This is a genomic window from Planococcus lenghuensis, assembly GCF_001999905.1.
In the GTDB taxonomy this organism is placed as follows: Bacteria; Bacillota; Bacilli; order Bacillales_A; family Planococcaceae; genus Indiicoccus; species Indiicoccus lenghuensis.
Map to the genome: position 1 here is coordinate 321,459 of NZ_CP019641.1, position 8,024 is coordinate 329,482.

Genomic DNA, 8,024 nt, shown 5'->3' on the forward strand with positions numbered 1-8,024 from the left:
AGACAATGTATGCTGTTCGTTTTTCAGATGTCGCCTTGAAGAAACTGAAAAAGATGGATCGGTACCAAGCTTCGCTCCTGATTGGCTGGATTGAAAAAAACTTGCAGGATTCCAGCAATCCCCGAACACTTGGAAAAGCAGTGGTTGCGAACCACAAGGGCAAGTGGCGTTACCATGTCGGTGACTACCGCATCCTGGCTTTAATCGAAGATGAAAAAATCCTTATTACCATAATCGACGTCGGACATCGAAAAGATATCTACGAATAAGCAAAACAGGTACATGAAAGTATTGCGGAGCGGAGAAGAGAGCCACTGGGCGAATCCTGCAACAAGTTATAGATTTGATTACAATGCGCCGGGGTTTCCCACGGCAAATCGGTCCAGGATGCACTGCCCGTCTTCCTTTTTGTATTATGCTCATTCACATCAATCTCGGAGATGGTCAACCGGAACAGCGCTTCTTTCGTCCGTTCAAGCTCCAAATAAAGCGGTGCAATACTGCCATTGGAAGGACAGTATTTTCGTAATTTTATGACTTGTAAGGTCTGCGAAGAATCTCTGCGATCGACCAGATGAGGTTCACTTTATCTTGAAAATTTGCGACCATACGTCATGTCCATCTTTTGACTGGATCGATGTTGCTCAGCAGTCGTTTCGTTCGCTGTTGCTGCCACTGATGAAATCAGCCGGCTCCAGCAAGTCCAAATAATCATCGAAGCAAGGCTCACAGTAGAATGCGCTTTCCCACCTAGTATAGGTTTCGTTCGTCCGGATTTTCCGCCGGCACATCGCGCAGATGGTTAAGTGATAGATTTCCGCCATGATAACTCTCCGTTCCTTTACTGTTATGTCTGTTTTCCTTGTTTCGCGAGCACTTGAAGCATGTATTCTTTCGGAGACATGTGCGCCGCTTTTGCCTGTCTTTCCAACTGCTGATAGAGTTCGATCGGTACGTCCAGCGTCACGAGTTTATCGTCCTTGTAAAAGGTCCATTCGCCTTCTTCTGTGGTAAGCAACCCGCCGGTGATATGCTTTTGCAGGGCAGCCGCCGCTTCCAGTGTCGCAAACTCATTCCGCGGATAGCGGCCATTGCGGATGGCGATCCGCACACGCCGGTTCAGGATTTCCAGATTGAAGTTCTCGACACCGCATGTCGCGAGTAGCACATCAAGGATCTGATAGAATTCCGGTGTGCCGAACCGGACGGTGATGTCCGTGAATCCGGCGCCATCTCTCTTGCGCTGGGAGTGGATGGCATAACGCGGTTGAAGATTGTACGTTTTCAATCCTTCCTGTATGGAGATGAACTGTTCATGCTCCAGATAGAACCCGCACCCCTTGTTCGAATGTTCCCGGAGTCGCACGAACTGGTCACCCGCAATCCGGAACGACTGATACAGGACAGCATCCAATTGGGGCAAATACAGTTGATTCCGTTTCGGGCGGGTAGTGGTTCGTTTTTGCAGATGCCGGGCAATCGCATCCTCCTGTTCCGGCGTGATGGCGAAGCGATAAGCCGCTTTTTCAAAGGGCGCTTCCACTTTCTTCACATCCAGTTCAAGTTCTTCGATGGCCTTCCGGACTTTTCCGGCGCTTACACCGATCCCTTCCGCTACGTCATTGATGGAACGCCCGGCCGCTTCCGTCTCCTGTTTCTGGCGGACGAGCCGGTCCACGCTTTCCCGGCTGTATTTCCCGCCGCGCGATAAACGATGCGGATCCGGCATCCGTTCGATAAGCCCTTTGCTCGCATATTTATAGACGGTCGGATTCTGGACACCTAAGAGATCCGCCACTTCCCCGATGCGATAGAAATCCTTGGACATGTTTGTTCCTCCTAAATTGGCTATCGATTTGATCAGCGTGAGCTATTGGCAGAGCTGTTGCTCAGCTGTTCCAGAAGCAATTCCGCGCCTTTTGGGCTGAGGATCAGTCCAGGAGCGTACTCCTTGTTTTCGGCCGTAACTTCCCCGGTGACGGCGCAAGCGCCGCGGGCATTATACTTCTTCAGAATGATAAGGTCCTCCTCAACAAAAATTTCAATTGGATCTCCATTTTCAATATCCAGCGTCCGTCTGAGTTCTTTCGGGACCACAATCCGTCCGAGCGGATCCATTTTCCTTATAACTCCTGTGCTTTTCATTGCGATTCTCCATTCTATTTATGGTTTTAGGTTAAAAGAAAAAGCTTCATACAAATTCCTCGCGCTAATTTATGGCCACTCCCGCAAGAGGGATATATCGCCTCTTTTTGTTCGATAAACTACAGGAGCTCTTCGTAATCTTCGTTTCGGATCTCGACGTTCACATCTTTCATGTATGGGTTCACGCTTTTTTATCGGTTGTGTAGAGATTTGTCTCCCCTTTTGCTTCTCTGGTTTGTATACTTTCGTCCCGACTGACGGCAAACCTGCAAGCCTGATCTTTATTTTGCACTACACAATCCCCGCTCATTCTGTGGTACTGGCCGATTCTGACAAGATCAGTCCTGCCTATCGAAGTCGCCCCTATCAATTTTATAGAGGAGCTTGCTCAGAACATTGGCCGCTGCGGGCTCCTTTTGTGTGTTGTGCCGGTCCATATTTGTTTCTACCCATTTCCGTAACCCATCTTTATCGACGGATTTCTTTGGACCGGGAACTGATTTTAATGTGCCGCACTTGGCACATTGTTCTTCAATCATTAGTCCGTGTTCAGAATCTTCATACGTGCGGGTCATGAGCCAGTAATGTTGCTCACAAGGTATTGTCATTCAGCTTCTCTCCTTTTAGAACGAATGTAGGCATGTAAACTTTATGAGTTTCTACTATATAAATTAGCGACAGTTGTTCAGGTTCCCTTTGGGCTTGTTTGCTGCCACGGAACCCCACATTTTTTTCAATTGTTTTTTTAAAAAGTTTATTTGCCTCCGTACCGTCACTCTCTTCGTGTCCTTCTAACCCTAACAGCAACCACCTACAACGCAAATTCCCTTTTAATCATTTTTGCGACTTCTTCAGCATGCAGGTTTGTATGATCAATCCTTAAGTGATTTTCCTGTTTAATTTCCCCTTCTTCAGAATTTAGTCGAAGGCTCTCCATAGTACCTACCAGATTTTCTACAGATTGCTTTATATTTCGCTTAGTCGGCTTTTGTTCTAATCGATTTGGTGTCTTATTCCGCTTGAGCCTTTCTTCTACAGGGGCTTCCAACTCCATAAAATACAGTTGAGCTCCTTGGGCAAGAAAGGTAGTGCACATTCGCTCAACGTTCTTCCAATCCTCTTGTTGATTAAATGCCCAGACAAAAGTAAATACCATTCCATACTCGTTACTTTTGGCGAAAGACGTAACTATCTCTTCTCTGAATAAGTTCGATAATCTCCACAGTCCAGAACCAAATCCAAATAGGGGTTCCAGTAAATCAATCGTCATATGATTGTGGAACAACTTTAAATCCGTAATTTTCGACAGCTCTTGTCCGACTGTCATTTTTCCAACTGCTTGAGGGCCAAATAGGTAAACAAATTTTAAGATCATTCACTCCTTCCCGTTTCTTCGCTTCCGTTCTTCAATATGTATCCTTCCCTCGATTTTCCTCTCCGTCGTCCCATTCGGCAACAGCCAAGTACTTCCTGTTAAATCATTTACAGTTTAAGTATACATAACTTTTATTGACTTGTAACTATCATATCGAGTAAATAAATAATAAGATAAAATTATATAAAGAATTAACATAAACAAAGGGACCGTTTGTTTAGGTTTAAGCTATAATGATGAAAGATACATGAATTTTATTTTTGTTTTATATAGCGATTCCAAAAAATAGAAATAAGAAGGAGTGGAAATTAAATGGAACTTTTAGCAAAAAACGACCAGCAGCTTCTGGTCCTATCCCCGCTGTCACTTCCGTCGCTGCAGCTGAAAAAAGATGAAGCGGAAAAACAAGGACGGAGTCCATTCGCGGATTTTGATGACGTGGAGATGCTGAACTGGTACATTCACGAACGCCGGCATACGAATGAAGCGAATGAACGCTCGGAACGGACCAAACGGGAATACGAAAACGAACTGCGCCAATTCATCGGCCAGTTGATGACCTTTGCCGCAGAGATTGGGTTGGATATCGAAGCGATTAAAGACCATTCCCTCTTCAAGTCGCTTGAACCCCGGCATCTTCGCCGATGGCAGGAATGGCTGATGAAAGAAAGTCCACGAGTGAAGGAAAAAGGGCCATACAGCCAGACAACGATTACCCGGAAGACGACCATCATCCGCTCCTTCTTTCAGTACCTGTATCGGGTGGACTATATAATAGTAGAAACTCATATCGGATTGCGGAAAGCAACCGTCCGGAATGATGATCGACCGAACCGGGACTTGGGACCAGGCGATGTCGTGGAGATGTTGCGGGGATTCAAAGCCATCGAGCATCCGGTCATGTTCGGCATCATTCTGACCTTGACCGCTACCGGCATTCGGAATGAGGAGTATTGTAAATTAGATGTTCGGCATGTGCAGCGCGACCGGATTCTTGGGGGCTTTTTTCTGAGTGTTATCGGTAAAGGGAACAAACGGCGGCAAATTCCACTGAAGCCACAAGTGATCGAAGCCATGGAAAATTTCCGGAAAGCCCGGGGAATCCCTTCCCTGTCAGCTGCAGATCCGGATTCCCCGTTATTCACGACCAGCCGCGGTACCCGGTTCTCTCCCAGCTATTTGAACCAGTACATGACAAAAGAAATGATCAAAATCCAGGAACGATTAAACGGACTGGAAATAAATATCACACCACACGTGTTTCGCCATGCATTTGCCATTACATCTCACTTAAATAAGGTTGGTATATACGATATCATGCGTTCGCTTGGCCATGAAAAGCTGGATACGACGCAAATTTACTTGGAGAAGGTTTTTGCGAAGGAACGGCATGCCGTGAATCAGTGGTCTAAAAATACTTTAAATGAATTCCTTTAACAGATAAGGCCTCTTCACAAAGGAAACGATGTATAGCTGGAGAGGGTCTATGTTAATTCTATCCTATAATATCCAATCACTGATGCTAGCGTCTCAGAAAAATAAATGCTCAGAAAGGAGAAAGATCCGTATGCCGCCGGATATTATATTGACGAAGACCGATTTTGAGCAAACTAACTGGCAAGAACTAATTGATATAGTAGAGACTAAAGAATGTTTCTTTTACAAGAAAGTGTTTGACAGGAAAATAGAAGAGGCAACAGAGCAAGAGAGCGAGGTGCCGGAAATTTTTATGGCAAGACAACGACATGCTATATGTTAAAATATATTTTGTAAAGCAATGGAAAATACTGTTCTGTGATTGGTACTTTACAAAATATTGTGAACGGCGAAAGAATTCAAAGTTCCAATACAACTCCTAGTCCCCTTGTTTTACATAAGCTTTTGTCCATGAGCCAGGACGAGGTCATCATTATGGAGGTTTCGTCCCATGCGTTAACCCAGCGACGGACAGAAGGCATTGAGTTTGACTACTGTTTATTTTCCAATCTGCATCCTAAACACCTGGGTTACCATACCACAATGAAAGAATACTTCTCAGCGAAATTGCTGTTGTTTAACCAGTTGAAAGCCAATGGTAAAGTTATTGTGAATCAGGATAACCCTTGGGGTATAGAACTAACAAAGATTTTACTGAGTAGAGGAAAAACCGTTTACACGATGGGCAAATCAGATGAAAACTACCTTCGGATTTCGAGTTTACATTCACAAAACTCCCGTGCTTTGGTTGAGGAGCCGAAAGAATACTGGACTATCTATTCTCCTACGAACGGCGTACACAATATCTATAACACGTTAATGGATTACCTGACTGTGAAATTAATAGGTGTTAACCAAAACGACATTCTTAGCTCTATCGGTGAATTCAAAGGTATTGATGGACGATTTGAAATCTATAAACTTCTGAACGGCGCCACCGTTATCATTGACTACGCGCATACACCTGATGCTATTTTTTATTGCTTAACAACAGCCAAACAACAGAGTGCTAACAAAATAACGCATGTTTTCGGGTTTCGTGGAAATAGAGATTCGAGTAAAAGAAAAGCCATGCTATCGTTAACAAACGATTTAAGTGACAAAGACATTTTAACATTAGACGACTTAAACGCTGTGCCTTCTGATGAAATGATAACGGCTTTAAACAACTTACACGAGACCTGTGGAAGTAAAAAGGGAAAAATTATTCCTGATCGCACTTTGGCCATTAAACAAGCGATAGAAGACAGCCAGTCAGGCGACTGGGTTGTGATTACAGGCAAAGGACACGAGATGTATCAGCAAAATTTCCAATTACCGACTGACTCAGATCGTGAAACTGTCAATTTTTCAACAAAGTTGAATTCAAAAAATTAACCAGGAGTAATTATGAAAAAATTAGTTGCTGTTTCAACAATTTTAGTCATTATCAATACACTATTCGTATCTGCCGTTTTCAGTAAAACTGTTGCCCCTTCCCTGCCAATCATATCCAGTGAGGCAGCTATTGTTATGGAGGCAACTACTGGACAAGTCCTCTACGAAAAGAACGCACGGTCGCAGATGTATCCTGCCAGTGTAACAAAAATCGCCACAGCAATTTATGCGATAGAAAATGGGAATTTAACTGACATTGTCACAGTCAGCCAAAAAGCACGCAATACTGAAGGAACGCGTGTTTACTTGGAAGAAGGAGAACAAGTGACTTTAGAAAAACTGTTGCTGGGACTCTTGGTTAACTCCGGGAATGATGCCGGAGTTGCCATTGCTGAACACATAAGCGGCAGTGTTGAATTGTTTGCTTCAGACTTAAATTTGTATTTGAAAGATGCAGTTGGGCTACGGAATACTAACTTTGAAAATCCTCATGGCCTTTTTAATCTTCAGCATGTAACTACAGCCGAAGACTTAGCTAAATTAACCAAATATGCAATGAAGAATGAAAAATTCATGGAAATATTCGGAACAAAAGAACTGCCTTGGAATGGTGAGTCCTGGGACACTACTCTTTATACGCACCATAAATTATTAAGAGAAAAACCTTATGACGGAGTAACAGGTGGTAAAAATGGATTTGTTCCAGAATCAGGGGTCACGCTGGTAACTACAGCCGAAAGAGAAAACTTAAATTTAATTGTCGTTACCTTGAAAAGCAGCTCAGAAGCAGAAGCTTACAATGATACTGTTCAACTATTGGATTTTGGATTCGACAATTTCGAGACTTCGAGCATTCCAACGAACAGCAGCTTTTTTGTCGGAGATGTAGAATACAATACCCCTCGAGAAATAGTTTACACACACCCAGCAGGTGAGCAAGTAGCAATCGAAGTAAAAGAAGACGGCAAATTAAGGATTACTGATCAGGACGGCACTCTTTTGTCTTCTTATCAGTTCCCGGTTAACAGAAATTCTGAGAAAAACCGTTCCTCTATTCAAAAGGACTCCGGCTCATTTTTAGAACAAGTTTTTTCAAATTCATTATATTTGTCAGTAATAGTCGTTAGCGTGTTGAGCTTACTATATTATCAAGTACGGAAAAAACAGTGATAGAAAGCACTTCTCTTTTAGCCAATTGCACTCAGTTGAAACTTTTTATTTTGGAGATTATCATATTAAGTTTCACTTCTGAAACTTCCACTAGTTATTTCAATTTCTACACACTTATTTTACCATCATGTTCTATGAGATTTAATGAATTCTAAAAACTATTCTTAAAGCGTTCGTAAAAGTACAACGTTTACGAACGAAAAAAAAAGAAGAGGCGCTTAAGTCGATCTTTTCTTCCCCTTCTAAGTGCTTAGGTTTATTCATTAAATTTACATTTTGCGAACAATAAGGAGTGAATGAATTAACAAGAAATGGAACTGTTGCTCGTTGACACCTGAGAAATTACGCATTTCGCAGCGAATCGAGCCACAGTTGGAGCCGATTCCCTTCTATGTCGTGGAATAATAGCCGCAATTAAAAGCATCGCTATATTCATTACTGTGTTAGTTTGCCCCATCTGCTTTTCAGCATAGGAAGCGTT

Annotated in this window: 10 protein-coding genes; 5 read left to right on the top strand and 5 right to left on the bottom strand. The window is 43.1% G+C overall.

From position 1 onward, the window contains the following. Nucleotides 1-5: 5 nt before the first annotated feature. Nucleotides 6-269, top strand: a complete 264-nt coding sequence (locus B0X71_RS20170) for a type II toxin-antitoxin system RelE family toxin (RefSeq protein WP_077591339.1) — start codon at nt 6-8, stop codon at nt 267-269. Nucleotides 270-644: 375 nt separating this feature from the next. Here the strand turns inward: B0X71_RS20170 and B0X71_RS20175 are convergent, their stop codons facing one another. From B0X71_RS20175 to B0X71_RS20200, 5 genes are all read right to left on the bottom strand, one after another. Then, nucleotides 645-824: a hypothetical protein gene (locus tag B0X71_RS20175; RefSeq protein WP_077591340.1), complete on the bottom strand. Its 180-nt coding sequence runs from the start codon at nt 822-824 to the stop codon at nt 645-647. A 23-nt stretch (nt 825-847) separates the two neighbouring features. Then, nucleotides 848-1,828, bottom strand: a complete 981-nt coding sequence (locus B0X71_RS20180; RefSeq protein ID WP_077591341.1) for a helix-turn-helix transcriptional regulator — start codon at nt 1,826-1,828, stop codon at nt 848-850. A gap of 32 nt (nt 1,829-1,860) precedes the next feature. Then, on the bottom strand, nt 1,861-2,145 hold the full coding sequence (locus B0X71_RS20185) for an AbrB/MazE/SpoVT family DNA-binding domain-containing protein (protein WP_077591342.1): 285 nt from the start codon (nt 2,143-2,145) through the stop codon (nt 1,861-1,863). 338 nt (nt 2,146-2,483) lie between these two features. Next, a complete protein-coding gene (locus B0X71_RS20190) occupies nt 2,484-2,753 on the bottom strand; it encodes a hypothetical protein (RefSeq protein ID WP_077591343.1) in 270 nt (89 codons plus the stop codon). 203 nt (nt 2,754-2,956) lie between these two features. Next, on the bottom strand, nt 2,957-3,520 hold the full coding sequence (locus tag B0X71_RS20200) for a DEAD/DEAH box helicase family protein (protein WP_198038766.1): 564 nt from the start codon (nt 3,518-3,520) through the stop codon (nt 2,957-2,959). Between the two features lie 312 nt (nt 3,521-3,832). Between B0X71_RS20200 and B0X71_RS20205 the strand changes: the two genes are divergently transcribed. The 4 genes from B0X71_RS20205 (at nt 3,833) to B0X71_RS20220 (ending at nt 7,543) form a co-directional block, all read left to right on the top strand. Beyond that, entirely contained in the window at nt 3,833-4,957 is a 1,125-nt protein-coding gene (locus B0X71_RS20205; protein WP_077591345.1) for a tyrosine-type recombinase/integrase, read from the top strand. 130 nt (nt 4,958-5,087) lie between these two features. Then, the gene (locus tag B0X71_RS20210) at nt 5,088-5,279 is read left to right on the top strand and encodes a hypothetical protein (RefSeq protein ID WP_077591346.1); all 192 of its coding nucleotides are present in this window, start codon (nt 5,088-5,090) and stop codon (nt 5,277-5,279) included. Between the two features lie 35 nt (nt 5,280-5,314). Next, nucleotides 5,315-6,373, top strand: coding sequence for a Mur ligase family protein (locus B0X71_RS20215; RefSeq protein ID WP_077591347.1), 1,059 nt, complete (start codon nt 5,315-5,317; stop codon nt 6,371-6,373). A gap of 12 nt (nt 6,374-6,385) precedes the next feature. Then, entirely contained in the window at nt 6,386-7,543 is a 1,158-nt protein-coding gene (locus B0X71_RS20220) for a D-alanyl-D-alanine carboxypeptidase family protein (RefSeq protein WP_077591348.1), read from the top strand. Nucleotides 7,544-8,024: the final 481 nt, after the last annotated feature.